This is a genomic window from Bradyrhizobium sp. CIAT3101 (genome assembly GCF_029714945.1).
Taxonomy (GTDB): Bacteria; Pseudomonadota; Alphaproteobacteria; order Rhizobiales; family Xanthobacteraceae; genus Bradyrhizobium.
On record NZ_CP121634.1, the window covers coordinates 382678 to 408032 of the forward strand.

A 25355-nucleotide genomic window follows, 5' to 3' on the forward strand; every position below is an offset into this window, starting at 1 on the left:
GGTACCAGACAGGGCCAAGGCGTAAGACTATGATGGATCAGCAGAATCTCGGGACGATGCGGCCTGCCTCGGCCGATCCTGCTGCCATTGCGCTGGCCAAAGCCCTCGGACAATGGCCGAAACCGGCCGGTTCCACCCGTCCCAGCCCCAAAAAGGTGTTCGATTCCGCCTCCCCGGCGGCGGTCGAGGCGCTCGCCAAGGAACTCGGCCTGCGGCTGGGCGACCAGAACGAGCTGACCATCCGCCGCATCCGCCGCGGCAAGGGCTATTCCTTCGTCCGCCCCAACGGCGCCCATATCCGCGACGCCCGCACCATCCGCCGGCTGCACGCCATGGCGGTGCCGCCGGCCTATCGCGAGGTGCGCTACTCGGCTGATCCGAGCTCGCATCTTCAGGCGGTCGGCCGCGATGCCGCGGGCCGGCTGCAATATCGCTATCACGCCGACTGGGAGAAGGTCCGCGAGCACCGCAAGGCGCATCGCCTGGAAAAGCTCGTCGGCGCGCTGCCGAAGATCCGGCGCAAGGTCTCGGCGTTCCTGTCGGGCGACGAGCCGACGCGCGAATTCGCGCTTTCGGCGGTGATCGAGCTGATTGCGCGTACCGCGATCCGTCCCGGCAACGAATCCTATGCCCGCCTCAACGGCACCCGCGGCGCGACCACGATGCTGAAGTCGAACGTCACGCTCGAAGACGATTCTTTCGTGCTGACCTTCAAGGCGAAGGGCGGCAAGGCCGTGCGCAAGGAGTGCGACGCGGCCAAGCTGGTGCGCGCCATCGGCATCCTCAACGGCGTTCCCGGCAAGCGCATGTTCCAGTATCGCGATGCCTACGGTATCGTGCGCGCGGTCAGCACCACGCAGGTGAATGCGTTCCTGCGCGAGATCGCCGGCATCAAGATTTCGCTGAAGGATTTTCGTACGCTGATGGCCTCGGCCGTCGTCGTGGAATCGCTGTCGCGGATCACGCCGGCGACCAGCCAGCGCGGCCGCAAGAAGCAGGTGCTGGATGCGATCCGCGCCGCCGCCGACAAGCTCTCCAATACGCCGGCGATCTGCCGCAAGAGCTACGTCCACGACACCATCGTCACCGCCTTCGAGGACGGCATCCTCGAGCGTTTTGCGGCGACGATGAAGGGCCAGCGCTCGCAGGCCCGGCGCGAGCAGCTGTTGCAGCAGGTGGTCGCGACCGCGGCGGTGTAACCCGCCGCATCGCTACATATTGTCCGAAAGACCCTTGTCCGGACCGGGATCGCGGCCCGCGGCTGCGTTCGTGAGTCGTGCCAGATAATGCGCCCACCCTTTCGCGTGGGCGGCCACCTGCTCCTCGGTCGGCAACCCGCTATGGGTCATGCGCAGCAGCGTGCCGCCGTCGTGTTCGATCAAGTCGATCTCGATCAGGCTCGAGCCGGGCGGCACCTCCTGGCCGCCCTCCCAGCCGAACGTGTAGGCCAGGCGATGCACCGGCACGACCTCGCGGAAGGCGCCGCGGGCGACGCTGGCACGCGGGCCGATTCCCTTGAGCAGATAGAGCCCACCGGGATGCGGCTCGGTGGTGGCGTCCGAGCCCATCCAGCTCAGGATTTTCTCAGGGTCGGTCAAATAGGCGAAGACGGTGGCGCGCGGGGCTGCGATCTGCGTCTCGCGTCGCAATACGAACGGCTCGGTCATCGGCGATCATCCCTGGGCTGATACTGGCACATGGCGGCGCCAAAGCAGCCCGTCAAGGATTGCCCGTGACAAACACCGCCGACCTTCGCCATCATCGTCTGATGCAACTGTCTCCGACCCTCGCCTGGCTCGTCGATGCCGCATCGGATAGTCCCGGCGCCGATCGCCTGCTCGCGGAACTCGGCGCGCACCTGCTCGCCGATGGTGTGCCGCTTGCGGCAGGCAGCCTGACGCTGGAGGTGCCGCACCCGTTGATCGCCAAGCGGACATGGCTGTGGCGGGCGGACAACGGCCGGGTGATCGAGGCGCTTGGCTTTGCGCCCGGCGGGCTCGCGCCCGATTTGCCCAACGATGCCGGCCGCCGCTGGCTGCGCGACATCGCAGGCGGCGAAGTCCATGAAGACGTTGTCGGGCGCGATGGGCCGCTGCTCGGCTGGATCGGGCCGCGTGCGTTCACGGCCGGCGAAATCGAGCAACTGCGCCAGGCCGCGCGCTTTGCCGCGACGCCGCTCGCTGTGCTCGCTGCGCGCGCCACCTTGCGGGCCACGCTGGAGGCCTATCTCGGCAAGCGCAGCGCCGAGCGGGTGCTGGCGGCGCCGTTGCGGCGCGACCTCGGCGAGACCATCCAGGCTGCGCTGCTCTATGCCGATCTGCGAGGCTTCACCACCTTGTCGGAAGCCAGCCCGCCGGCCGATGTCATCGCGGCGCTCGATGCCTGGTTCGATCGCATCGCCGGTGCCGTTCATGCCTTCGGCGGCGAGGTGCTCAAATTCATCGGCGACGGCATGCTCGCGATCTTTCCGGTGGTCGAGGCGTCACCGCGTCGCGCCTGCGAGGCCGCTCTGCGCGCGGCAGGTGCAGCCGAAGCCGGGATGGCGTATCTCAATGCCGAGCGCGGCGCGCAAGGATTGCCGCCGCTCGCGTTCGGTGCCGCGCTTCATCTCGGCGAGATGCTCTGGGGCAATATCGGCGCCGCCAATCGGCTGGACTTCACGGCGATCGGTCCCGCCGTCAACCTCGCCAGCCGGCTCGAAGGCCTGTGCAAGCCGCTCGGCAGGACCGTGCTGGTATCGGGCGCACTCGCAGCCGAGACGGACATGCCCCTGGTCGCGCTCGGACTGCACAAGCTGCGCGGCATCGCCTCGCCATGCGAGGTGCTCACGCTGCCGGAGACGCAAGCTCCGATATCGTAGCCCGGATAGAGCGCAACGAAATCCGGGGGCCGGCCGCGTTTGCGATGTCCCGGATTGTGCTTCGCTCCATCCGGGCTACGACAGCTGGCCTACATCCCGCCCATCTTGCAAACCAGCTTCCATTCCTCGGCCGTCACCGGCTGCACCGAGAGTCGTGAATATTTCACCAGCGCCATGTCGGCGAGTTTTTTCTCGGCCTTGATCGCCGCCATCGTCACCGGTGTCTTCAGGGGCTTGTCGGCCTTGATGTCGACGCAGACGAACTTTTCGGTCTTGTCGGTGGGATCGGTGTAGGCCTCCTTGATGATCTCCGCGATGCCGACGATCTCCTTGCCCTCGTTGGAATGATAGAAGAACGCCTTGTCGCCCTTCTTCATGTTCACGAGATTGATGCGTGCCGTGTAATTGCGCACGCCGGTCCAGGCCTCGCCCTTGGCGCCCTTCGCGACCTGCTGGTCCCAGGACCACACCGATGGTTCGGATTTCACCAGCCAATAGTTCATCGCAACCTGCCTCATTCCCGGATATGCGCGCCTCTCGTGCCGCGACCATACAGCCACGCGGATGCCTGCGACAAGCGCGGGCATCCGCTATCCATCGCGCGACTTACTCCTTCAGATATCGATCGAAGAATTTTGCGATATCGGTGAATGCCTCCTTCGTCTCCGGCACATTGATGTTGAACTGGTACTGCGCGTGAGACTGGCCTTCATAGACGTTGAGGTCGGCGATCACGCCCGCGCGGCGCAATTTGCGATGGGTGCGAACAGTGTTGCTCAGGAACAGATCGCGCGTGCCCGATGTCAGGATGGTCGGCGGAAAACCTTTGAAGTCGCCGTAGATCGGCGAGATGTAGGGATTCTTCAGATCTGTGCCGTTGGCATAGAGTTTTGCGGCGCGGCCAAGCCAGCCGTCCCAGGTCACAAGCACGTTGTCGACCCACTCGTTGCTGGCATAGGTGTCGCCGATCCTGTCGATATCGGCCCAGGGCGTGCCCGGTGCGATGGCGGCCGGCTTCGGCAACTTCTCGTCCTTCGCCCGCAGCACCATCGCAAGCGTCATGGCACCGCCCGTCGACGTGCCGAAGATCGCCATCCGGCGGGCATCGTGATCCCTGGTGACTTCCTTCCAGACCGCCATCGCATCGTCCATCGCGGCGGGATAGGGGAAGTCGGGCGGCATGCGGTAGTCGACCGAGATCACCTTGAAGCCGCCAAAGCCCGCCATCATGATCGCTTCCGGCAGTGCGGCTTCGCCCGGCCCGAACACATAGCCGCCGCCATGGACATGAACGAGCAGGCGACGCCGGTTTTCGGGCGCGATCCTGTTCGGCGTGACGATGAAGCAATGCACGCCGGCGATCCTGGTCTCCTCGACCTTGACGCCGAGCTTCTCCTTCATCGCGGGGATCCCGGCGATCGCCAGCTTGGCGCGGCGGTCGATCAGCTCCTTCCATTCCGTAGGAGTCTTCGGGTCGGCATTGAAATGCGGCGGAAACGGCGCGCCGATCATGGCCTGCATGTCGGCGCTGACGTCGTTGGAGGGATTGGCGATCGATTTGACGGGTGCGACGCGCTTGCCGTTGTCGGCATTGGCGGCCGCCTCATTCTTGGCGAGCTCGTTATAGGAGATCGCGGCCTGGGCGTAGGCAGCGACGGGTAATGTCATGGCGGCAAGTGTGGTGATGGCGATCGAAACGATCGCGCGATGCGGTTTGCGCATGCGTTTTCCCCTGGGATCCGTTTCGTTGTTGTTGGACCGGGATCCTGCGGTGTGCCGCCAGGCTAGACCAGCGTGTACAGGCCGTGAAGTGCTACCTGAGATGCCGAGGTCGCCTTACTCCTCGGCCCTGAACGGCCGCGTCAGCAATCCCTCGATCGCAGCGTCGATCGTCAGCTGACCGTTCAGGATGGCAGCGACCGCTTGCGAGACCGGCATGTCGACATGCCCTGCGCCCGCGAGTTCAACCAGCACCGGCGCGGTGAATGCCCCCTCCGCCAGCTTGCCGGCGGGGGCAGCTTCTCCGCGTCCGAGCGCGATACCGAGTGCGAAATTGCGCGACTGCGCGGTCGAGCAACTGAGGAGGAGGTCGCCGAGGCCGGAGAGGCCGGAGAGCGTTTCGGTGCGCGCGCCATAGGCGCGGCCGAGCCGTGCGAGTTCGCTGAAGCCGCGTGTCGTCAATGCGGCGAGCGCGGAGGCGCCGAGGTTGCGGCCGACCACGATGCCGGCGGCGATCGCGAGCACGTTCTTGGCCGCGCCGCCGATCTCGACGCCGCGGACGTCCGTGGTGTGATAGGGGCGGAAGGTCGCCGAGCCAAGGGCCTGCACCAGGGCGCTCGCCAAGTCCTCGTCCTTTGCCGCCAGCGTCACTGCCGTCGGCAGGCCGCGCGCGACGTCGTCGGCAAAACTGGGGCCCGACAGGATTGCGGGCTGCGCATGCGGCGCGGCCTCCGCAATCACGTCGGTCATGAATTTGTGGGTGCCGTGCTCGATGCCCTTGGCACAGGCGATGATCGGCACCGGCTTCGTGACGTGCGAGGCCAGCATGTTGACCGCGCCGCGCAGATGCTGCGCCGGCGTCGCGATCAGCAGCATGTCCGCGCGCGCCGCCAGCGCGAGCTCGCTCGTCACCACGATCTCGGGCGCCAGCCGCACGCCCGGCAGCCGCGGATTGTTGCGGGTCGATGCGATCCGCGCGGCGTGTTCCGCGTTGCGCGCCCACAATGTCACGTTCCGCCCCGCACGTGCGGCCACCGCCGCCAGCGCCGTACCCCAGGCACCCGCGCCGATCACCGCGACGGACTGGAACGCGGTCATGGCGCGATCTCTCTACTCCCTCGCCCCGCTCTTGCGGGGAGAGGGTTGGGGTGAGGGGCCTCTCTGCACAAATTCGGTGAGAGATGGATTCGCGGAGAGCCCCCCTCACCCGCCGCGCTCAGGCGCGCAAGTGCGCTGCCGAGCGCGTCGACCTCTCCCCGCAAGCGGGGAGAGGTGAAATGGAGCTCGTAGCGACACCACGACATTCAGTATCCCGCCCGCGTCTTGCCGTAGCCTGCGGGCGCGGTGGCGTTGGCGTCGAGCAGCCAGCGCGCGCGCGGCTGTGCCTCCATCGTATCGGTGATGCCGAGCGCCAGGCGTTCGGCGCCGGCCCAGGCGATCATCGCGCCATTGTCGGTGCAGAGTGCGGGCGGCGGCATGATCAGCTGCGTCTGCGCCTCGCTGGCGACGTCGAACAATGCGCCGCGGATCGCCTGATTGGCGGCGACACCGCCGGCCGCGACCAGCGCGCGCGGCGCGCCGAATTGGTCGCGGAACAGCCGGAGACCGACCCGCAGCCGGTCGGCCGTGGAATCCAGCACAGCGGCTTGAAAGCTCGCGCAGAGATCGTTGACGTCCTGCGGCGTGATCTCAGCCAGCCGGCTCGCTTCGGTGCGGACTGCCGTCTTCAGTCCCGACAGGGAGAAGTTGGCATCGGGACGTCCCTGCATCGGCCGCGGGAAAGCAAAGCGCCCCGCATCGCCGTTCGCCGCCGCGCGTTCGACCTGCGGACCGCCCGGATAGGGCAGGCCCAGCATCTTCGCGACCTTGTCGAAGGCCTCACCGATCGCGTCATCGACGGTGGTGCCAAGCCGCACATATTGACCGACGCCGGTGACAGCGACGATCTGGGTGTGGCCACCGGAGGCGAGGAACAGACAGTAAGGAAATTCGATCGCATCGGTCAGGCGCGGCGTCAGTGCATGCGCCTCGAGATGGTTGACCGCAACCAGAGGCGTGTCGTGCACCATCGCGATCGCCTTCGCGGTGGTGAGCCCGACGATGACGCCACCGATCAGGCCCGGTCCCGCAGCGGCCGCGACGCCGTCGAGCTGGGCGTAGTCGATGCCGGCCTCGTGCATGGCACGGTCGATGATGCCGTCGAGCACGTCGACATGGGCGCGCGCCGCGATCTCCGGCACGACGCCGCCGAAGCGGGCATGCTCCTCGACCTGCGACCGCACGATATTGGACAGGATCCTGCCGCTCCCGTCAGGCGCGCGCTCGATCACGGCCGCGGCGGTCTCGTCGCAGGTGGTCTCGATGCCCAGTACCAGCATTGGCGAATTGTTATCCAATTTGCGCCCTTGCGCTCATCCGTAAAGCAGAGTTCTGGTAACGCGGTAGCATTCCGGGGTCGGCTTGCGCAATCGTCACGCGCAGCCATCCCTCGAATGCGTCACCGCCACGTGGTCCGGGAACACAAGCGATGTCCATTCTTGTCACACGGCCGCATCCCGACAATGAGGCGACGGCGGAAAATCTGCGCGTGCGGGGACATGTGGTGCTGCTCGCGCCGGTGCTCAAGTTCGAGCCGGTGGCTTTCCATGACGAGAGTGAGGCGGGCTACAGCGCCATCATCGTGACGTCGGCCAATGCGATCCGCGCCGTCGCGCCGCAATTGCGGGACCTCGGCCTCGTGGAGCTGCCGCTGTTCGCGGTCGGCGAGCACACGGCTGCCGTGGCGCGCGAAGTCGGCTTTGCGGATGTGATCGTCGCCGGCGGCGACGCCGCGTCCTTGCGCGACAAGGTGATGCAGAGCGCGCGCGACAAGGTGCTGAAGAAAAAGAGTACGCTGCTCTATCTTGCGGGCGCCGACCTGTCGCGGGATCTCGGCGGCGAGCTCGGCGCGGAAGGGTTTAGCGTGGTCACTCAGACGACCTACCGTATGGCCCCGGTCAAGCTTCTGCCGCGCGACGTCTGCGACGGCTTTGCCGCGCATGGTATCGAGGCGGTGCTGCATTACTCCCGGCGCAGCGCGCGGGCCTTCCTGGACGCGGCCCGGGACGAAGGCGTCGAAATCTCGGCACTGGCGATCCCGCAATGCTGCCTGTCCGAGACGGTCGCCAGCGTGCTGCGTGATGCCGGGGCATCGCAGGTCCTGGTGGCCGCGACCCCGGACGAAAATGCCCTGTTTGACGCCTTGGAGCGTGCTTTGCGGACCCGTTTGGCGTAAGAGGACGGGCCGAATCCGAGGCAATCGGGCTCGTCTCTGGTATGAAAGTGTGAGGAACCGTCACGATGGCCGACGACAAGCCGGAAGACGCAGGCAAGCGTGAAAACGTAGGACTCGCCCCCGAGTCCGGCCGTGCCAAGCGCACCCCGCCCACCATCGACCTCGAGGCGACCGAAGTCTCCACCCAGCCGCAGGATGTGGCGGCTGAGCCGGAGGCGCAGCCATCGGCCGAACAGGCAAACGCCGCGCAGACCGCCGCCGAAGACGCAGAAGTCGACACGGCCAAGGTCGAGACAGCCAAGGTTGAGACAGCCAAGACCGAGCCGGAGCCTGGCGAGGCGCAGGCTGCCATTGCATCGAGCGCCATTTCGCCCTGGATCATCGCGCCATTTTCCGGCGCCGCCGCAGCCGCGGTCGTGATCGCGGTCGGTTGGGCATTGGGCTGGCCCGCAGTGCAGGCGCCGCCGGCCGCGCCGCAAGTGACGAGTGCCGCGATCGATGCGCTGAGCGGTCGCGTCGCCGCAGTCGAAGCCAAGGCGGGCAAGCCCGCCGCCGATCCGGCCATCGTCGCGCGGCTCGATGCGCTGGAGAAATCCGTCGGCACCCTGCGCGGCGACATCGCCGGCTTGCGCGCGCAATCCGACAAGACCGCGAGCGCATTGAACGATGCGAAATCCGCGCCGCGCGATGCAGCAGCCTCGTCCGGCCTTGCCGCCCTCGACGACCGCATCTCCCAGCTCGAGCGCGCTAGCACCACCGCGCGCGCCGAGCTCGCGCAGCAGGGCGAAAAGATCGCCGACGCCAAGGCGGCGGACGACAAGCCGTTGCGCTACGTGGTCGCCGCCACCCTGCTCGATGTCGCCGTCCGCCACAACGATCCCTATGAGGCACAGCTCACGGCTGCGCGGTCGTTCGCCGCCAAGCCCGAACTGCTGAAGCCGCTCGATGCGTTTGCCGCGTCGGGCATTCCGACGCCGGTCGCGCTGACGCGCGAGCTCCTCAACATCGTGCCGAAATTGGCGCCGCCGCCGGAGACGCCGAGCAGCAATGCCGGCATCGTCGAGCGCCTTCAGGCGGGCGCGTCGAAGCTCGTCCGTATCGAGCGCACCGACGGGGTCGGCAACGACCGCGGCGCCATCGTCGCGCGCATCACGGCCGCAGCGCTGCGCAACGATTTCGGCGAGGCGCGGCGCGAGCTGAAGACGCTGCCGGATGCCGATCGCGCGCCTGCGCAAGCCTGGCTCGACAAGGCCGACGCGCGCGATGCCGCGCTCGCGGCCTCCCGCAAATTCGCCGACGACGCTCTCGCTGGTCTCGCCAAGCCCGCTCAATAAGATTCGCGCAACAATCCGCGCGTATAGGAACAGTCATGCTTCGCATCGTCTTCTTCCTTGTTCTGATTGCGCTCGCAGGCGCAGGCGCGGCCTGGGTTGCCGATCAGCCCGGCGATGTCGTGCTGACCTGGGGCGGTTTCCGGGCCTCGCCGAGCATTCCGGTGTTCGTGCTCTGCCTCGGCATCTTCGCCGTCCTGATCGTCTTGCTCTGGAGCATCGTGACGATGATCTGGCGCACGCCGGGGCGCATGCGCCGCCGCCGGCACGAGAAGCGTCACGCCCGTGGCCGCCACGCCATCACCCACGGCCTGCTCGCGATCGGTCATGGCGACACCGCGCTGGCTCGCCGCCACGCCGACGCGGCGCGGCGGCATGCGCCGAACGATCCGCTCGCGCTTCTCCTGCATGCGCAATCGGCCCAGCTCGACGGCAATCGCGACGAGGCGCAGCGCGCCTTCCGCGCCATGGCCGAGCGCGAGGACACGCGGCTGCTCGGCTTGCGCGGCCTGTTCATCGAGGCACAGCGCGCCGACGATGCGGTCGGTGCCGTAATGATCGCGGAGGAAGCGATCAAGCTGTCGCCGTCCTCGACCTGGGCCTCGCACGCGGTGCTCGGCTTCCGCTGTGCGCGCGGCGACTGGAGCGGCGCGCTCGCGATCCTGGATTCGAATCTGTCTGCAGGCCTGATCGACAAGCAGGGCTATCGCCGGCAGCGCGGCGTGCTGCTGACGGCGCGCGCGCTGGAGTTGGAGACGATGGACCGCGATGTCGCGCGCGAGAGCGTGATGGAAGCCGTCAAGCTCGCGCCGACCCTGGTGCCGGCCGCCGTGCTCGCCGCGAAATTCGAGAGCGAGGCGCACCAGGTGCGCCGCGCCATGAAGCTGGTCGAGGCGGCCTGGCTCGCCAATCCGCATCCCGACCTTGCCGATGCCTATGCGCATGTGAAGCTCGGCGATGCCGCGCGGCAGCGCCTGCAGCGGGTCGAGACGCTTGCGGCGAAAACGCCCGCCGACAAGGCTGGGCATGTCGAGGGGCAGCTTGCGATCGCGCGTGCCGCGATCGATGCGACCGAGTTCGCCCGTGCGCGCGAGGTGCTGGCGCCTTACGTCAACGATCCGACCCAGCGCGTGGCGCTGCTGATGGCCGAGCTCGAACGCACCGAGCATGGCGACGGCGGCCGTGCCCGTGCCTGGACCTTGCGCGCGGTGCGGGCCCGTCACGACCCGGCCTGGACCGCGGATGGCTATGTCAGCGATCGCTGGCGTCCGGTCTCCCCGGTCACCGGCCGGCTCGATGCCTTCCAGTGGCAGACGCCGGTGGCGAGCCTGCCATCCGACAAGGGCACCACGATCGAGTCCTCGGCCTTCGAGGAAGCCATGCTCGCCGCCCCGCCGCCGAAGCGGGTGACGGTGGTTAGCGAGGCGCCGGTGGAACCGGCCGTGATCGCAGAGGTCCAGACCCCGACCCCAGCCCCTGCCCCTGCTCCGGCCGCGCAGGACAACGCGCCCCCGGCGGCGACGGAAGAACCGGTGGTGGCACCCGCCGAGCCGATCAAGCCGGCCCCTGAGGCCGCCGAATCATCGCCGGTCGCGGCAACCCCGGTGTTCCGGACCCGTGCGGACCTCGGCAAGCCCACCCAGGCACCGATCCAGGCCGTCATCCCGATCGTCCGCGCGCCGGATGATCCCGGCATCGATGACGACGGCCCCAGCGATGAATTTACGGAACAAATCGGCACGCCCAGGGACCATGCGAAGGCCCAGGCCGGCGGTTGGCGCGGATTCTGGTCCCGTTGGGGCGCGTGAGGCCTATTTCGCCTGCCGCTTGTTCTTGCCAATTCGGGCCATGCCCGATATCAGGGGCGCGTGTATCGGGGCCGGCATCGCCCGGGCCCCGCAGGGTTCGCCGCAATAGCTCAGCTGGTAGAGCACGTCATTCGTAATGACGGGGTCGGGGGTTCGAGTCCCTCTTGCGGCACCATTTTCCGTTTTTCGACGCGGCATCTTCCACACCGACGATCGGCGGTCGCTCGCGCGCCTGTTGCGCCGCCAGGAATCGATCATTTGCGCTGTCGTGGTCGAGCCGCCTTGGGAGGATTTTCCTTCCGGCGTTTCGTATAAGCGCGCCGCGCTCGCTCGCGATTTCCGCATATCTCGCTCGAACACCACAGCCGGGTTCGGTTCGGGCTCTCATCGACATAGAACCAGCCACAGCCGGCTGCTTGGCAGCAACCAATTCGTCCCGCGTCTGTCGACGTCAGAACGGCGCTCAAAGACCACAGCAACGGCCAAAGTGGTTCGCGGACATCACGCCCCGGAAGGTCGTGCAAGAACACTCCGCCACGGTCAACAAGACCCGGCTGAGGCGGCGCTTGCGAGAGAAGCTCGTTCACGAGACCCAAGTCTGGCTGCCTATTGCCGCGCAGGGCGTCACAAATCTTCCAGATATCCTGACGCAAGGACACAAGTTCTGCCAATGCCGCAGCCCCGGCGGATGGCTCCCGCTTGTTGGCCGAAATCAAAGCCTCGACCGCCGACGCCGACATGATTCCGCGACGCGCGCACCATCCGAGGAACGCGGCGTAATCGGGTATCAGCTCCTGCGGGTCGTCAGATGTTCGCCAGTCAAGCGTGTTCCCGAAATCCAGGCAAACCCGCCCGCCAAAAAACTGCGTTGCTGCTCGGAGGGGATCCCTTGACATGGCTGCTGCGGTCGTGGCTTATCTAATGCCCATGGCCATTATAAACGAAGCCATCCCTGCGGCAACGGCCCGCTGCTCGCGCGCCGGGTTCAGGCGTGGTTTCGTCAAGGCGTTGCCGTTCCTTCTCAGCAACGGTCTCGCGGGCGTGGTCATGGGTGTCGCCTATCGCGGTGTTGGACTTGGCTTTGTTCCTGCGGTGCTGTTCAGCGTCGTTGTCTACTCCGCCACAGCGCAGGCCGTCACGCTCGGAATGTGGGCTGCGGCCCCACCAATCATACCCATGGTCATCGCGTGCGTGGCGACCAACGCACGCTATCTGGTCATGGGGGCCCACCTCCATCAACTCTTCGGCAGGCTTCGCAAGCGTATCACGCTTCCGATCCTGTTCCTCTTGGCGGATGCGTCATGGTTGATGACGACCGCCGACGCGGAACGCAATGATGCCGATGCTGGCTATCTCCTGGGCGCGAGCGCACCGATGGCGATCGGTTGGGTGGGCGGAACAGCCTTAGGCTACGGCTTGCCTCTGCAACCTGACGGTCCAATCGCGATTGCCGCCGCGCTGTTGCCAGCCGCTTTCATCGCCACGCTGCTTCCAAGCCAGTGGCGTGGCAAGCGCTCTATACTTCCCTGGCTTTTGGCTGCCATCACCGCAGTCCTCGTCAGTCGCTTCATGGCGCCGAACTGGGCCATGCTCATCGGTGGCGCGGTCGGAACAGGATTCAGCATGTTGCGGGGGGATCATGCTTGATTGGCGAACTCTTGCGGCAATCGGCGTGCTCGGCCTCGTCAGTTACGTCATGCGGTCAGGTGGGTTTCTCGCAGCCGGGCTGATGCGCGAAGACAGGACGCTCGTGAGATTCTTCCGACTGGCGCCGGGCAATCTTTTCATCGCTTTCGTCGCGGCGGCCTGCCTCGAGGGCGGTTTTCCAAGCATCCTCGGCTGCGCCAGCGCATTCGGCGTGATGGCATTGACCCAAAAAGAATGGGCGGCTCTGGCCGCGGGCTTTGCCACCGCCACGCTCGTCGCAATTTTTCATTCTAAGTAATTCTGCTGCGCCTCGCGGCCGACAGCTCCATCGACGCGGATGCTGAGCTCGGCTTAACGCGCGGGTCGCCCAGCGTGATTTCCATCACATAACCTCGCGCAGGCCTCCCGTACTGTCCCGGTCACGCAAACACGGGGAGATGTCACATGCGCAAGATCATTCTGGTTGCCGCCATGGTTCTGGTCTCTGCATCGGCTCAGGCAGGCGACCGCAGCCTGTCGCTGTCCACGGTCACAGCCGCTCCACAAGCCACCACGACCACGCAAATCAGCGAAGTCGCCCCGGCGGTCGAAGCGCCGAAATATGTCGACCGCCCGCCGGCGATCCCGGCGGCCGAACCCGCCGTGGCGCCGGCTCCCGCCGCGACCACGACGACGGCCTCGGCGCCGGTCACGACCAGCAACCCTGCGCCGAAGGCGAAGACGACGGCGAAGGCCGAAAAGCCCCGGCACAAGCGGTGGACCGAAGGGCGCATCATCGCCGAGCTGCATCGCCACGGCATCTATTGGTAATCGGTGCGAAGCCCTCAAAATAAAATGGCCGGGCAGAGCCCGGCCATCATGCTTATTGAGACCCGACGCGCTTAGCGCTGCGAGACCGTCTGCACCACGCTCGACACCGGGCGCGCGTTCGTCGCATTGGTCGCCGGCACCTTCAATTCCTTGAGCACGGCTTCGTCATACTCGGGCAGCGAGTCGAACGTCGTCTTCGCCTTGATCTGCACGACCTTGTAGCCGCCGGCCTTGAGGCGCGCGAGCAGCGTCGGCAGCGCTTCGCCGGTGCGCTTCTGGAAGTCGTGCATCAGGATGATGCCCTTGCCGAGCTTGTCGAGCTTGGTCATCACGTTGCTGATGATCTTGTCCGGCGTGCTCTCCTTGCGGAAGTCGAAGGAGTCGAGGTCGGTCGAGAAAATCCCGACGTTGCGGCTGCCGAGATAGCTCACCAGCGCCGGATTCTGCTGAAGCTGCGGGAAGCGGAAGAACGGCGACGGGTTGGTGCCGAGCGCCCATTTCACCGCGCTGAAGCCCTTCTCGATCTCGTCCTTGGCCTGCTGCTCCGTCATCTTCTTGCCGTTGAGATTGAGGTGCGACCAGGTGTGCGTGCCCACCGTGTGGCCCTGGGCCAGAACCTGGCGCAGGATCTCCGGATGCCAGGTGGCGTGCTTGCCGACCGAGAAGAACAGGCCCTTGGTGCATTCATCGGCCAGGGCCTTCAGCACGGCCGGCGTGTTGTGCGGCCAGGGGCTGTCGTCGAAGGTCAGCACGACCTCCTTGTCGGCGAGGAAATCGAACTGCTTGTACTGCTCGAAGCCGAAGCCCGGACCTCCGGTGGTGTCGATCTCGACCACGCGCGCGACGCCCAAGGCATTCGGATTGGTGCAGGTCGTGGTCTGCTGAACCGGCGCCACGGCCGGTGCCGGCGCAGGTGCGGACGCTGCGGCAGGAGCGGCGGGCTTGCCCGCGAGTGCCGCCGTGGTCTCGACGTCATCCTTGGCGGCGAGCTTGGCCTGTGCCGGGAGCGGATCGGCGGCACGGGCAGCTGTTGTCTTGGGAGCGCCCTGGTCGGCGCGAGAGGAATAAAAATACCAACCCCCGGCGATCACGACCGCCGCAAGGACACTGGCCAGCATCAGGCCCAACGCATTACGCATCGTTACTCTTTCCAAATACGCAACCAAACCGGCGGAATTTCCCGCGCGCCCGGTCATTAATGCGAAGGAACAGTTAACGTGACACCAACGCGACAGCGGTTGCGGAGGAATTTCAGGCAGGTGCGCCAAAGTGACCGACCTCACGGAGGGCAGGCCGCCCGTGACGGTCATCACAGTGGAAAGGATTTTCCGGGAGCATGGTCATTCCCATCAACAACGGGCCCGCGTCCCGCGGTGCCAATGGGAGCTTCAAATGACGACGTCGTTTACCGCCAAGATCCGCGACACCAGCCTGGCTCTGGGCTTTGCCGCCATCGTCTCGATCATCTCGACCACCTCGAGCTTCGCCTTCTCGGCCGAAGCGCAGCAGATGTGCACCGGCGATGCCTTCCGCCTGTGCTCGTCGGAGATCCCCAACATCCCGAAGATCACCGCGTGCATGATGAAGCATCGTTCGGATCTGAGCTCCGGTTGCCGCGCGGTGATGGACAAGGACCTCGCCAAAGGCGCCTCACGCAAGGTCGCTGACGCCCAGGACGGTCAGTAAGCGCGCAACGATCGCGTCGTTGCGTTAGTCAGCTCCCCCTCGCGATGCGCCCCGGCGTCAAGCCGGGGCCACGCGGAGGCGCTAATCAGCCTGCACCGTCGGCCTGCCAATAAAGCCGTTGCGGCTAGGGGATCGTCGCACTAGCTTCGCCCGCATATCTACCGGCTACGAGGCATTACGCGATGACCAGATTTCTTTTCATTGTTTCTTTGGTTCTGTGCGCATCCGGCGCCTCGGCGCAGCAGCAACAGCAGCCCGGCCACGACGCCTGCGCGCGCGACGTCACGCGTCATTGCCGCGCCGTGATGAACAATGGCGATAGCGCCGTGCTCGCCTGCCTGAAGCAGAACCGCACCAAGCTGAGCAAGGCCTGCGACAAGGTGCTGACGGATCACGGGCAGTAAGGCCTACGTGCTGCTTCCTGCCGCGGTCGCGACCACCGGCAGCACCTCGGCACTGGCGCGGTCCGGCGTTTCTTCCTTCCAGCGCACCGAACCGAACGGCCGCTCCAGCATGCGGCGGATCCGCACCGGATCGGGGCCGATGTGGAAATCGATCGCTTGCTGATGCAGCGCGCGTTCGGACTGGGTCGAACGGTTGCGCTGGCGCAGGTAATCGAACCAGGTCGGGCAGTGATAACGCTCGGTCCACAATTCCGGATCGGCGATGTCGCGCGCGATCGACCAGCCATAGGCGCCGTTGCGCTGCCGCGACAGCTGGACGTCCTGCATCACGTTGTGGAAGCCGCGCGCGTTCTCCTGGGCGACGCGATATTCGATCTCCACCACCAGCGGTCCGCTGCGCCCGGTCAGTGACAGCCTGACCTCGGGATCGGCCAGCACATCCGCGTCTTCGTTGCGGGCGCCGACGCGAGGCATCGTCAGCCAGACGCCGAGCAAGGGCGAGACCAGCATCAGGCCCGCCGCGGTCAGCAGCGCGACCTCGACGCCGGCATAGTCGGTGAGACGACCCCAGCCCCACGCGCCGATTGCGATACCGCCGGAGATCGAGGCCTGGAACGCGGCGAGCGAGCGTCCCGCGACCCAGCGCGGCGCCGAAAGCTGCACGCCGATGTTGAACAGCGCCACCGCGGCCATCCAGACCGCGCCGGCCAGCACCAGCGCGGCCGCGGTCAGCACCGGCTCGCTGCTCAAGGCAATCGCCGCCATCGCGAACGCCATCGAGATCGTGCAGGCGCGGATCGCCGCCTCGCCGCTCATGCGCTTGCGCAATTCGTGGATGTTGAGCGCGCCGACCACCGCGCCCATGCCGAAGGCGCCGAGCATGATGCCGTAGGTCTGCGCGCCGCCATGCAGGAGGTCGCGGGCCACCAGCGGCATCAGCGCCATGATGGCGCCGCCGATCAGGCCCATCACCAGCGTACGCAGCAGCACGATCTTGATCGGCGGCGAGTTGGTGATGTAGCGGAAGCCCGACACCATCGCGCGATTGAGCTTCTCCCGCGGCAGTCGCGAGGGCTCGACCACGCGCCGCCAGAGCAGCAGCACCACCAGGAGCGGCAGATAGAGGATCGCGTTGCATGCAAAGGCCGCAACCGCGCCGAGCGAGGCGACGATGACGCCGCCCACTGCGGGACCGAAGCTGCGCGCGATGTTGTAGCTGATGCCGTTCAGCGCGACCGCCGACGGCAGGGCTTCGGGCGGCACCTGTTCGCTGACCGAGGACTGCCAGGCCGGTCCGAACAGCGCATTGCCGCTGCCGACGACGAAGCAGAAGGCCAGCAGCGCTTCCGGGGTGATGAGCTTGAGCCCGGCCAGGATGGTGAGGGCGGATGCGCCGGTCAGCGCGATCATGAGCGAGACCAGCGTCACGATGCGGCGGTCATACATGTCGGCGATGGCGCCGGCCGGCATCGAGATCAGCATGATCGGCAGCATCAGGGCGGTCTGCACCAGCGCCACCTTGTCGGCGGAAGCCGCCATCTGCGTCATCGCCCAGGCCGCACCCACGCCCTGGATCAGGAGGCCGAGATTGGAGAGCAGGCTCGCGAGCCAGATGCGCCGGAATATGGTGTACCGCAGGGGTGCGGTGATGCCGTCGGCGGACTGTCTCTGGCGGTTCGTCTGCTCGGTCATATCCTCTTCCAAGTCGTCTGGCAGAAATGGCTTCGATGATTCCGGCGTCGTCAGTGATGCCTGCGAAAGTCCTTCGCTGTCCAGTGGTTAGGCGGCTATAAGCAGTGCAAAGACGGGTTTTGCCGGGGAGGAGAAGATGATGCTGTCACGACGGACGATCCTGCAGGGTGCAGGTGGCCTGGCTTTCGCGGTTGCGAACTTTCGCAGCGATGCGCTGGCGCAAACATCGTCCGCGGCCAAAGATCCCGGCAGCAACCCTGAGGTGCCGCCGATCCTGTTCGTTCACGGCAATGGCGACTACGATGCGCTGTGGATGACGACGCTGTGGCGGATGGAATGCAACGGCATCGCGCGCGACCGGATGATGGCGATCAATTTCACCAATCCCACCGCGCGCGCCGACGATACGGTCGAGCAGGCCAACCGCTCCTCCACCGAGGATCAGCGCCGCGAGCTGGCGGCCGCCATCGCCGAGCTGAAGCGCCGCACCGGCGCGGCGCGTGTGGCGCTGGTCGGCAATTCGCGTGGCGGCAATTCCATCCGCAACGTCATCAAGAACGGCGGCGGTGGCGATGTCAGCCACGCAGTCCTGTGCGGCACGCCCAATCACGGCGTGTTTGCGCTCGATGATCTCCTCGGCAACGAGTTCAACGGACGCGGCCCCTTCCTGAGCGGCCTGAACGGCGGCGACAGCGAGGTGACGCCGGGCACGGCTTTCCTCACCCTGCGCAGCGACGGCATGGACAAATATGCGCAACCCGATGGCCGCTTCATGGGCAAGCCGGGCGTGCCGACCAATGTCACCGTCGAGGGACCGGAGCTGAAGGGCGCGACCAATCGCGTGCTCGGCACGATCGACCATCGCGAGACGGCGTATCACCCGCGCGCCTTCCGCGAGATCTACAAGTTCATCGCCGGCCGTGAGCCTGCACGCATCGCGATCACGCCGGAGCACGCCGTCCAGCTCAGCGGACTGGTCACGGGCGCGGTGGACGGCGTGCCGACCAATCGCCCGGTCGCCGGGGCGGTGGTGGAGGTCAACTATGTCGACCGCGAGAGCGGCGAGCGCAGGGGCGTGGTGCATCGCTCGACGACGGGCGCCAACGGCCGCTGGGGGGTGGCCTCGGTCGATTCCACGTCGCCGCTCGAAATCGTCCTGACGTCGCCGGACGCCCCGATCACGCACTTCTACCGTTCGCCGTTCCCGCGCTCTTCCGACGTCGTGCATTTGCGCGCCGCGCGCCCGTTCCTTCCCGCGGACAAGGATGCCGGAGCGGTCGTGATCATGTCGCGCCCGCGCGGCTATTTCGGCCTGCCGCGCGATACCGTCCTGTTTGACGGCAAGGAGCCCGCCGACGTCCATCCGGGCGTGCCTACGGATGCGACAGCGACCTTGCGCCTTCCGGCCAGCGATGGCCGGCGTAACATCGTGGCCCAGTTCAACGAAGAACGAATTGTGGCCCGCGCCTGGCCGGCCGCCGAGAACAGGATTGCGGTTGCCGAGATGACTTATTAGCTAATTGCCTGCGTCATATCTGCGGGAGAGAGCCATGAACATCGCCAGCGTGCGTCGGCCCATCATCCCCCCGACACCGCCGCGCGCGCCGGACAATCTGTCGTTCTTCGGCCGGCTGGCGGTGATCCGCCAGAACATGATCGCGACCTGGGGGCAGCGCGCCTATGAGGAAGAGATCATCCAGGGCCGCTTCTTCCTGCACAAGAGCTTCATCCTGAACCAGCCGGATGCGATCCGGCACGTTCTGCTCAGCAATTATCAGAACTACACGCGAACGCCGGCCGGCATCCGCATGCTGCGTCCGGTGCTCGGCGAGGGTCTCCTGCTCGCCGAAGGCCACGCCTGGACATTTCAACGGCGCACGCTGTCGCCGGCGTTCACGCCGCGCGCCACCGCCAATCTCGTCCCGCACATGACGGCGGTGCTCGACGAGACCATCGCGAAGCTGGATGTTCGTACCAATGAGCCGATTGATCTGCGCGAGGTCATGCAGCGCATGACGCTGGAGATCGCCGGACGCACGATGTTTTCGTTCGGCATGGACCGGCACGGTCCGACCTTGCGCAACTTCGTCATGGAATATGCCGAGCGGCTCGGGCGGGCCTACTTCCTCGACATGGTGCTGCCGGTCTCCTGGCCGACGCCGATGGATCGGGCTCGCGCCCGTTTCCGCACGCGCTGGACCGAATTCGTCGCGATGCTGATCGCCGAGCGGCGCGCGGCAGGCAAGCAGGACGGCGCGCCGCCACGCGATCTGTTCGATCTCATGGACGAGGCGCGCGACCCTGAAACCGGCAAGGGCTTTTCCGATGCGCAGCTCGTCGACGAGGTCGCGACCATGATCCTGGCGGGTCATGAGACGACCGCGACCGCGCTGTTCTGGGCGCTCTATCTGCTGGCGCTCGATCCGGATACGCAGGAGGAGGTCGCCTCCGAGACCCGCGGCGAGCATCTCGACAGCATGGCTGATATCGACCGGCAAAAATTCACCCGCGCCGTGGTCGACGAGACCATGCGGCTCTATCCGCCGGCGTTCCTTGTCGCCCGCGCTGCGCGCGACAAGGACGTTGTGGCCGGTGCCAAGGTCAGCAAGGGCGACATCATCATGATCGCGCCATGGCTGCTGCACCGGCACGAGAAGCTGTGGGATCAGCCGAACGCGTTCATTCCAAAACGGTTCATGACGAAAGAGGCGCCCGATCGCTTCGCCTATCTGCCGTTCGGCGCGGGTCCGCGCGTCTGCATGGGCGCGCCCTTCGCGCAAGCCGAGTCCGTGCTGGCGCTGGCCCGGCTGATCGGCGCGTTCCGCGTCGAACTGGCGGACGCGACACCGGTCATTCCGTGTGGCGTCGTGACGACCCAGCCTGACCATTCACCCCTGTTCCGCATCACGCGCCGGTGACAGGTTCTGGCCCTCGGCGTGATCCACCCCAAATAGAGTTGCGTCATGAGCGACATCCAGGCCCAGCTATCCGTTCTGAAGCAGACCGCCGACGCAAAGGTGGTCGATGCGATTGCGCGCCTCATCAAGGATGGTGAGGATCACGAGCTCAACCGCGTCAATGTGCTCGACTTCGCCACGCAGCACGGCGTCGATGAAGAGCACGCGATCTCCACCTTCCTGCATTCGGCGCGGCTCGGGTTGTTCGATCTCGGCTGGAACGTGCTGTGCCCCGGCTGCGGCGGCGTGCTTGGCGCCCATACGACGCTGAAGGCGCTCAAGCCGGACGATTATCACTGCGCGCTCTGCGCCTGCGGCTACAAGGCCTCGGTCGACGATCAGGTCGAAGTCTCCTTCACCGTGAATCCGCGCGTCCGGCGGATCGCCGCGCACGATCCCGATACGCTTCCGGTGTGGGAGTATTTCAAGCAGGTGTTCTGGAGCTCCGGTGTCGACTTCAACAAGGAATCGTTTGCGACACTGGCCAACGAGGTGACGCTGGATACGATGGAGTTACCGGCCGGGGAGAAGGCGACGATGTCGCTGCAACTCCCGAACGACTTCATCATCATCTTCGAGCCGGTGACCCACGCCGCCCAGTTCATCGACGTCCAGGGCGAGCCGACCAAGGACCGCCAGCAGCTCTCGATCATGTACAACAAGGTGCAGGCGCCGACGGGAACCACGACGATGCGGCCGGGGCCGCTGCGGCTGTCGCTGGAGAACCAGGCCGGCGTGCGCGTGCTGCCGTCGGTGTTCATCGCGGCCGAGGCGCTCCATCATCTGATCGGGCAGCGCAAGCCGTTCCTCACCGCCAAGCGCATGCTGTCGAACCAGACGTTTCGCGATGTCTTCAAGGCTGACAATCTCAGTCTCGACCAGCGGCTCCAGATCACCTCGCTGACCTTCCTGTTCACCGACCTGAAGGGCTCGACCGCGCTCTACGAACGCGTCGGCGATCTCGCCGCCTTCGATCTCGTGCGTGCGCATTTCCACGCGCTGCTCGAGATCATCTCGTCCGAGAAGGGTGCGGTGGTGAAGACGATCGGCGATGCCGTGATGGCCACCTTCGTCCGTCCCGAGCATGCCATCGTCGCGGGCCTGCGGATGCGGGCGGCGATGGATGAGCTCAACAAGCAGCGCGGCACCGATGATCTCATCGTCAAGATCGGCATCCATGAAGGCCCGTGCCTCGCGGTGATGCTCAACGAGCGGCAGGATTATTTCGGCCAGACCGTCAACATCGCCGCGCGTGTGCAGAGCCTGTCGACCGCGCAGGAGATCCATATCACCGGCCCGGTGCTGGATGCGCCGGCGGTCGCCGAGGTTCTGCAGCAGCGCGCCATCAAGCCGATCCAGAAGCAGGCGGCGCTGCGCGGCATCGCCGACAAGATGGTGGTGTACGAGATACCGTAGTTGGTCGTCCCGGCGAAGGCCGGGACCCATACCGCGTGATTTCTGAAATGGGCAGGATGGTCGTTGCCAGAGCCTTCGCCACACGGTGGCCTGTGGTTATGGATCCCGGCCTTCGCCGGAATACCGTCATCCAGATTGCCGAAACGTAATCAGCGCGCGGCACTGACGCACGTTGCGCCGGTTGGGTTTCCGCTCATATAAGGCTGGTAGCGGCCTCGCCGCGCCATCGATTTCGGTAGGATCTTATGCTCGACGGCCTGCGCCAGTTCATCGCCGACATTGTTGCACCTCACGCCCAGGACCGCGCCTTCGGCGACAGCGATTATCGGCTGGCGGCCACCGCGCTGCTGGTCCACGTGGTTTCGCTTGACGGCCAGCCGACGCAGGCCGAGCAGAGCAAGCTGCACAATCTGATCGAAAGCCATTTCAAGCTCGATCGGGGCACGGCTGACCGGCTGATTGCGGATGCGACCCAGGTCGAGGGCGAGGCTGTCGATCTCTATCACTTTACCAGCGTGATCATGCGCTCGCTCGACGAAGAGGGCCGCAAGCGCATCGTCCAGATGATGTGGGAGCTGGTCTATGCCGACGGCCAGGTCACCGAGTTCGAGGACAACGTCGTCTGGCGTGCCTCCGACCTGCTCGGGATCTCCCAGCGCGACCGGATCGATCTGAAGCATGCCGTCGCGGAGCGCGCCGGCGGTCAGGTCAAGGACAACGCCGTCGGCGGCTGAACGATCGCCAGCGCGGCATGATTCCTGGTTGTATGGACCACATGACGAAACTTTAATGTGACCACCGGACCTCCCGGTTCCGGAATCCCCTGTAAATCCGCCGTTTTTGCCGCTCCCTGTTGCCCGCTCAGGCCGCCATGCCGCCGGCGCCGCTTGCCTGTCGCGTGTGGCCTATGCTCCAGTTCCGCCATTACGGGGCCAAAAAACTTCAATTCAAGAGACTGCGATCGTGACTGAGCGGGTAACGTTGATCACCGGTGCCTCGGCAGGCATCGGCACGGAGCTGGCGCGTGTATTTGCCGCGAACGGACACCGGCTCGCGCTGACGGCGCGACGTGCCGACCGGCTTGAGGCGCTCGCAAACGAGCTCACCTCCAAGTGCGGCAAGAAGCCGATCGTGATCGCCTGCGATCTGCAGCAGGCCGATGCCGGCGAAAGGATCGCCGCCGCACTCGCTGCCGAAGAGGTCGAGCTCGACAATCTCGTCAACAATGCCGGATTCGGCGTGTTCGGTGACGCCATCGAGCGCGACCGCGACGAGCAGGTCGGCATCGTCGACGTCAACGTCCGCGCGTTGACCGACCTGTCGCTGCGCTTTGCCGACCAGCTCATCAGGAACAAGGGCGGCCTGCTCAATGTCGGCTCCGTCGCGGGCTTCCTGCCGGGACCCGGCATGGCGGTCTATTACGCGTCCAAGGCCTATGTGATTTCGCTCACCGAGGCCTTGCGGGCGGAGCTCGCGCCGCGCGGCGTTCGCGTCACCGTGCTGTGCCCGGGACCGGTGCAGACCGAATTCCAGGGGCGCGCCGGCGTTGGCGCCGGCCACGATACGGCGATTCTCAATGTCCCGGCCGCCGATGTCGCACAGCAGGCCTATCGTGGCCTGATGGCGAACAAACGGGCAGTGCTGCCCGGTCTCGGTATCAAGATCGTACCGTTCGCGCTGCGCTTCTTCCCGCGCGGCTTCATCCTGTCCGCCACCAGCCGGTTTCAGCGGCAGAGGCATTAGATTCTTGCTTTGACGCGTTTTCTTCACGCGAGCCGGTGCCCACTTCGCTCGAAAACGCTCTGCAAAGCCCCCGTAGTGGCCCGGAGCTTGCTTCAATATCGGTGCGCGTGTGCGCAAACTCACACGATGTTAACCGTCGCTTAGCTATGCTGGCGGCTTGAACCGATAGCACTCGCAGAGGCCATGTCGTTTCGGACGGACAGGTTTGGTGGCGCAGAGGTGGTGCCCTTCCCCGGAAGGACGCCGAGCGCGGCCGCCTCCGAACCCCTCCTGCCGGTTCTGATCGTCCTGCACCAGGAATCCTCGACACCCGGCCGCGTCGGCAATGCGCTGCGCGCGCTCGGCCACCGCCTCGATATTCGCAGGCCACGCTTCGGCGATCCCCTGCCCGACACGCTCGACCGGCATGCCGGCGCGGTGGTCTTCGGCGGCCCGATGAGCGCCAATGATCCCGACGACTACGTTCGCCGCGAGATCGACTGGATCGAAATTCCACTTCGCGAGCAGCGGCCGTTCCTCGGCATCTGCCTGGGCGCGCAGATGCTGGCGATGCAGCTCGGCGCACGCGTCGCGCCGCATGCGCAGGCGCTGACCCAGATCGGCTACTATCCGATCCGCCCGACTGCGGCCGGCCGCGCGCTCTGCCCGGACTGGCCGGCGCAGGTGTATCACTGGCATCGCGAAGGATTTCAGTTGCCGCGCGGTGCCGAATTGCTGGCGGAAGGCGATGATTTCCCGATCCAGGCGTTCCGCACCGGCAACGCCTTCGGCGTGCAGTTTCATCCCGACGTGACCTACGCGATGATGCATTGCTGGACCACGCGCGGCTATGACGGTCTCAGCGCGCCCGGCGCGCGCGAACGGCATCATCATTTTGCAGATCGCGCAGTCCATGACGCCGCGGAACGCGCCTGGCTCGACCACTTCATCCGCGGCTGGCTGACGCGCCGCCCGGTGCTGGCGCAAGCCGCCGAGTAGATCGCGCTATTGCGCAGGTCCTTGGCATAAGTCCTTGGCGCAAGTCCTTGCCTCATCCCTGGATATGCTAGGCTCGCAGCCAACGAGCACGCGCGAACGCGTGCCGAGACAAAGGGAGAGCGCGATGGCCTATGAGCATATTCTCTACGAGGTGAGCGACCGGATCGCGACCATCACACTCAATCGCCCCGACCGGATGAATGCGTGGACGCCGGTGATGGAGCGCGACGTGCGCCACGCGATGGAAACCGCAAGCGCCGATGACAATGTCCGCGTCATCGTGCTGACAGGGGCGGGCCGCGCCTTCTGCGCCGGCGCCGACATGGATGCGCTGAAAGGGCTCGATCCCAACGACGTCAGGCGCGCCTCGAACCTGCCGCCGTTCGACATGAACCGTCGGCCGGATTGGCAAACGCGCTATGGCTTCTATCCGTCGATCGGCAAGCCGGTCATTGCGATGCTCAACGGCGCGACCGCCGGCATCGGGCTTGTCCACGCACTCTATTGCGATCTGCGCTTTGCCGCCGACAACACCGTGTTTACGACGGCCTTCGCGCGGCGCGGCCTGATTGCCGAGCACGGCATCAGCTGGATGCTGCCGCGCATCGTCGGTCACGCCAATGCGATGGATCTGCTGCTCTCGGCGCGCCGTGTTCCGAGCGAAGAGGCACTTCGAATCGGGTTGGTCAACCGGCTCTGCTCGCCCGAAAAGCTGCGCGAGGAGACTTACGCCTATGCCCGCGACCTCGCCGACATGGTTTCGCCGAGCGCGATGGCCGTGATCAAGCGCCAACTCTACGAGGTACCGTTCCAGACCCTGGCCGAGGCAACCATCGAGGCCAACCGGGAGATGATGGTGGCGCTGAACGGGAGCGATTTCCGCGAGGGCGTCGCGAGCTTCATGGAGAAGCGGCCGCCGAGGTTTACGGGGAAGTAGGGGGAGAGGAGCTGTCGATAGAGCCCGCCTTCGCCCTGCGGGCTTCGGCGCGGCAGCCTTCGCTCACTTCGCTACGAAGCAGCCAAGCTGGCT

24 protein-coding genes and 1 tRNA gene are annotated in these 25355 nt (G+C 66.0%); 18 read left to right on the forward strand and 7 right to left on the reverse strand.

Annotation, left to right across the window (positions count from 1 at the left end; genetic code table 11):
• The first annotated feature begins 29 nt into the window (after positions 1-29).
• A complete protein-coding gene (locus QA645_RS01655) occupies positions 30-1199 on the forward strand; it encodes a DNA topoisomerase IB (RefSeq protein WP_254191238.1) in 1170 nt (389 codons plus the stop codon).
• 12 nt (positions 1200-1211) lie between these two features.
• Here the strand turns inward: QA645_RS01655 and QA645_RS01660 are convergent, their stop codons facing one another.
• Entirely contained in the window at positions 1212-1667 is a 456-nt protein-coding gene (locus QA645_RS01660; protein ID WP_283047748.1) for an SRPBCC family protein, read from the reverse strand.
• A 101-nt stretch (positions 1668-1768) separates the two neighbouring features.
• Between QA645_RS01660 and QA645_RS01665 the strand changes: the two genes are divergently transcribed.
• Positions 1769-2860: an adenylate/guanylate cyclase domain-containing protein gene (locus QA645_RS01665; protein ID WP_283053631.1), complete on the forward strand. Its 1092-nt coding sequence runs from the start codon at positions 1769-1771 to the stop codon at positions 2858-2860.
• An 89-nt stretch (positions 2861-2949) separates the two neighbouring features.
• Here QA645_RS01665 and QA645_RS01670 read toward each other — a convergent pair whose 3' ends face one another.
• From QA645_RS01670 to tsaD, 4 genes are all read right to left on the reverse strand, one after another.
• The gene (locus QA645_RS01670; RefSeq protein ID WP_254135182.1) at positions 2950-3363 is read right to left on the reverse strand and encodes an EVE domain-containing protein; all 414 of its coding nucleotides are present in this window, start codon (positions 3361-3363) and stop codon (positions 2950-2952) included.
• Positions 3364-3466: 103 nt separating this feature from the next.
• On the reverse strand, positions 3467-4582 hold the full coding sequence (locus QA645_RS01675) for an alpha/beta hydrolase (protein WP_283047750.1): 1116 nt from the start codon (positions 4580-4582) through the stop codon (positions 3467-3469).
• 114 nt (positions 4583-4696) lie between these two features.
• Entirely contained in the window at positions 4697-5677 is a 981-nt protein-coding gene (locus tag QA645_RS01680) for an NAD(P)H-dependent glycerol-3-phosphate dehydrogenase (RefSeq protein ID WP_283047751.1), read from the reverse strand.
• Between the two features lie 206 nt (positions 5678-5883).
• A complete protein-coding gene (gene tsaD / locus QA645_RS01685; protein ID WP_254191242.1) occupies positions 5884-6957 on the reverse strand; it encodes a tRNA (adenosine(37)-N6)-threonylcarbamoyltransferase complex transferase subunit TsaD in 1074 nt (357 codons plus the stop codon).
• Between the two features lie 149 nt (positions 6958-7106).
• Here tsaD and QA645_RS01690 point away from each other — a divergent pair, with 149 nt between their 5' ends.
• The 7 genes from QA645_RS01690 to QA645_RS01720 all read left to right on the forward strand — a co-directional run bounded on the left by QA645_RS01690 (position 7107) and on the right by QA645_RS01720 (position 13449).
• Complete coding sequence (locus QA645_RS01690; RefSeq protein ID WP_254191243.1) at positions 7107-7853, forward strand: uroporphyrinogen-III synthase; 747 nt, start codon at positions 7107-7109, stop codon at positions 7851-7853.
• Positions 7854-7918: 65 nt separating this feature from the next.
• The gene (locus QA645_RS01695; RefSeq protein ID WP_283047755.1) at positions 7919-9187 is read left to right on the forward strand and encodes a hypothetical protein; all 1269 of its coding nucleotides are present in this window, start codon (positions 7919-7921) and stop codon (positions 9185-9187) included.
• 35 nt (positions 9188-9222) lie between these two features.
• A complete protein-coding gene (locus tag QA645_RS01700) occupies positions 9223-10992 on the forward strand; it encodes a heme biosynthesis HemY N-terminal domain-containing protein (RefSeq protein ID WP_283047757.1) in 1770 nt (589 codons plus the stop codon).
• Positions 10993-11091: 99 nt separating this feature from the next.
• Positions 11092-11167, forward strand: a tRNA-Thr gene (locus QA645_RS01705).
• A gap of 719 nt (positions 11168-11886) precedes the next feature.
• Entirely contained in the window at positions 11887-12639 is a 753-nt protein-coding gene (locus QA645_RS01710) for an AzlC family ABC transporter permease (protein ID WP_283047759.1), read from the forward strand.
• Positions 12632-12937, forward strand: a complete 306-nt coding sequence (locus QA645_RS01715; RefSeq protein ID WP_283047760.1) for an AzlD domain-containing protein — start codon at positions 12632-12634, stop codon at positions 12935-12937. Before QA645_RS01710 ends, QA645_RS01715 begins: the two co-directional genes overlap by 8 nt.
• Before the next feature lie 146 nt (positions 12938-13083).
• The gene (locus QA645_RS01720; RefSeq protein ID WP_283047761.1) at positions 13084-13449 is read left to right on the forward strand and encodes a hypothetical protein; all 366 of its coding nucleotides are present in this window, start codon (positions 13084-13086) and stop codon (positions 13447-13449) included.
• A gap of 71 nt (positions 13450-13520) precedes the next feature.
• On the opposite strand, the gene QA645_RS01725 is transcribed toward QA645_RS01720, so the two are convergent.
• Entirely contained in the window at positions 13521-14588 is a 1068-nt protein-coding gene (locus QA645_RS01725; RefSeq protein ID WP_254127496.1) for a polysaccharide deacetylase family protein, read from the reverse strand.
• Between the two features lie 253 nt (positions 14589-14841).
• On the opposite strand from QA645_RS01725, the gene QA645_RS01730 reads away from it, so the two are divergent.
• Positions 14842-15135 (forward strand): hypothetical protein, encoded by a 294-nt coding sequence (locus tag QA645_RS01730; RefSeq protein ID WP_254127498.1) that lies wholly within the window; start codon positions 14842-14844, stop codon positions 15133-15135.
• A gap of 182 nt (positions 15136-15317) precedes the next feature.
• Complete coding sequence (locus QA645_RS01735; RefSeq protein ID WP_283047763.1) at positions 15318-15539, forward strand: hypothetical protein; 222 nt, start codon at positions 15318-15320, stop codon at positions 15537-15539.
• A gap of 3 nt (positions 15540-15542) precedes the next feature.
• Here the strand turns inward: QA645_RS01735 and QA645_RS01740 are convergent, their stop codons facing one another.
• Positions 15543-17231 (reverse strand): MFS transporter, encoded by a 1689-nt coding sequence (locus tag QA645_RS01740; RefSeq protein ID WP_283047765.1) that lies wholly within the window; start codon positions 17229-17231, stop codon positions 15543-15545.
• A gap of 136 nt (positions 17232-17367) precedes the next feature.
• Between QA645_RS01740 and QA645_RS01745 the strand changes: the two genes are divergently transcribed.
• The 7 genes from QA645_RS01745 (at position 17368) to QA645_RS01775 (ending at position 25262) form a co-directional block, all read left to right on the forward strand.
• Positions 17368-18747: a hydrolase gene (locus QA645_RS01745; protein WP_283047767.1), complete on the forward strand. Its 1380-nt coding sequence runs from the start codon at positions 17368-17370 to the stop codon at positions 18745-18747.
• A gap of 34 nt (positions 18748-18781) precedes the next feature.
• Positions 18782-20149 carry a cytochrome P450 gene (locus QA645_RS01750; protein ID WP_283047769.1) on the forward strand — a complete coding sequence of 456 codons (1368 nt, stop codon included), beginning with the start codon at positions 18782-18784 and terminating at the stop codon, positions 20147-20149.
• A gap of 45 nt (positions 20150-20194) precedes the next feature.
• Positions 20195-21604, forward strand: a complete 1410-nt coding sequence (locus QA645_RS01755) for an adenylate/guanylate cyclase domain-containing protein (protein WP_254127506.1) — start codon at positions 20195-20197, stop codon at positions 21602-21604.
• A gap of 245 nt (positions 21605-21849) precedes the next feature.
• Positions 21850-22338 (forward strand): TerB family tellurite resistance protein, encoded by a 489-nt coding sequence (locus tag QA645_RS01760; RefSeq protein WP_254127508.1) that lies wholly within the window; start codon positions 21850-21852, stop codon positions 22336-22338.
• 229 nt (positions 22339-22567) lie between these two features.
• Positions 22568-23347, forward strand: a complete 780-nt coding sequence (locus tag QA645_RS01765) for an SDR family oxidoreductase (RefSeq protein ID WP_254127510.1) — start codon at positions 22568-22570, stop codon at positions 23345-23347.
• Positions 23348-23530: 183 nt separating this feature from the next.
• Entirely contained in the window at positions 23531-24325 is a 795-nt protein-coding gene (locus QA645_RS01770; protein ID WP_283047772.1) for a glutamine amidotransferase, read from the forward strand.
• A gap of 124 nt (positions 24326-24449) precedes the next feature.
• Positions 24450-25262, forward strand: coding sequence for an enoyl-CoA hydratase (locus QA645_RS01775; protein ID WP_283047774.1), 813 nt, complete (start codon positions 24450-24452; stop codon positions 25260-25262).
• Positions 25263-25355: the final 93 nt, after the last annotated feature.